Source organism: Burkholderia sp. LMU1-1-1.1 (genome assembly GCF_040675865.1).
Lineage (GTDB): Bacteria > Pseudomonadota > Gammaproteobacteria > Burkholderiales > Burkholderiaceae_D > Rugamonas.
Genome location: NZ_JBEGHG010000039.1, coordinates 1 through 1,443, shown reverse-complemented (window position 1 = coordinate 1,443; position 1,443 = coordinate 1). Strand labels below are relative to the sequence as shown.

The following is a 1,443-nucleotide window of genomic DNA, read 5'->3' as shown; positions in this document are numbered from 1 at the left end:
CCGGGGTCAGGTCCTAATGCCGCTAACTTAAGCTTTTAGCGGCATTTTTGTTGTAAACGGCGGCCGGAAGTGTTAACTTGCCGGCACGATGCTATCAGATGCCATTTCCCTCGCTATAGACCTTCCAAGTGCGCCCGACTGGAGGCGGCTAGGCGCACATTTGCCTTACGAATGGGTCGAAGCGGCGCTGGGGGCCACCGACAAAGCGAGTATCCGGTCACGGCGCCTACCGGCGCAGCAGGTCGTCTGGCTCGTCATCTCGTTGGCGTTGTACCGGCATATGTCAGTCAAGGACATCGTCGACAGTCTCGACTTGGCACTGCCGGAACTGGCCGATCGCTGCATCACCTCCAGCGCCACGACCCAAGCGCGCCAGCGCGTGGGCGCCGAGCCACTCAAATGGCTGTTCGAGAAATCGGCCCAACAGTGGATCGCCCACGACCAGGCCCATTATCTCTTCAAGGGATTGCACCTGCTGGCCATGGATGGCACGACGCTGCGTCTGGCCGACAGCGCGGCCAACCGCGAGCATTTTGGCGCGCAGAATTATCCCAACGACAAGGTGGCCAGCTATCCGCAAACGCGGGCGGTCACCTTGATGATGGCCGACACCCAGCTCATCCGCGACGTCCGCTTTGGCCGCTACAGCATCAGCGAGATGACGCACGCCCACGATCTGCTCGCCAGCGTGCCCGACGACTCGCTCACCGTGTTTGACCGGGGTTTCTTCTCGGCGCAGTTGCTGTCCAATTTAACCGCGGGCGGCAACAACCGCCACTTCCTGATTCCGGCGAAAACCAATACCAAATGGACCATCGTGGAAGGCACCGACGATGACGCGGTGGTGGAAATGGCGATCTCGGCGCAGGCCCGAAAGGCCGATCCCAATTTACCCAAAACGTGGCGCGCGCGGGCGGTGAAGGTGGACGACGGCCACGGCGGCAAGCCGCGCCACCTGCTCACGTCACTGACAAACCGCAAAATGGTCAAGCGTGCCGACTTGGCTGCTTGTTACCAGCGGCGCTGGCGCATCGAGACCAGCTACAGGGAATTGAAACAGTCCATGCTGGGATCGGCGCTGACGTTGCGCAGCATGAGCGTCGAAGGCACCGAGCAAGAGATATGGGGGGCCATGATCGCCTACAATTTGATTCGCATTGAAATGGCCAAGGCGGCCCTAGAGGCCAAATGCGAACCCACCTCGATCAGCTTCCTCTTGGCCCTAAGCACCATCCAGAACGAACTGATGACCATCGGGCGGGCAACCTCGCCGGGCACCATTCCGGCCAGGCTCAAACGCCTGCGAGATAGGCTCGTGCTCGACCTGAAAGCGCAACGACCCGGACGAAAATTCGACCGGGTCGTTAAAGCGGTGGCGCAGCGATATCCAGAGAAACGATTAACTAAGAAAACTTAACTTAGCGGCATTAGGGTCAGGTCCAC

Annotated in this window: 1 protein-coding gene; it reads left to right on the top strand. The window is 60.0% G+C overall.

Annotation, left to right across the window (positions count from 1 at the left end):
* Nucleotides 1–88: 88 nt before the first annotated feature.
* Complete coding sequence (locus tag MRBLMU1_RS23460) at nt 89–1,417, top strand: IS4 family transposase (protein ID WP_363506566.1); 1,329 nt, start codon at nt 89–91, stop codon at nt 1,415–1,417.
* Nucleotides 1,418–1,443 lie beyond the last annotated feature (26 nt).

What these genes read in the sequence shown, in the direction of transcription:
- MRBLMU1_RS23460 (WP_363506566.1), top strand. Translation starts at nt 89, where the DNA reads ATGCTATCAGATGCCATTTCCCTCGCTATAGACCTTCCAAGTGCGCCC.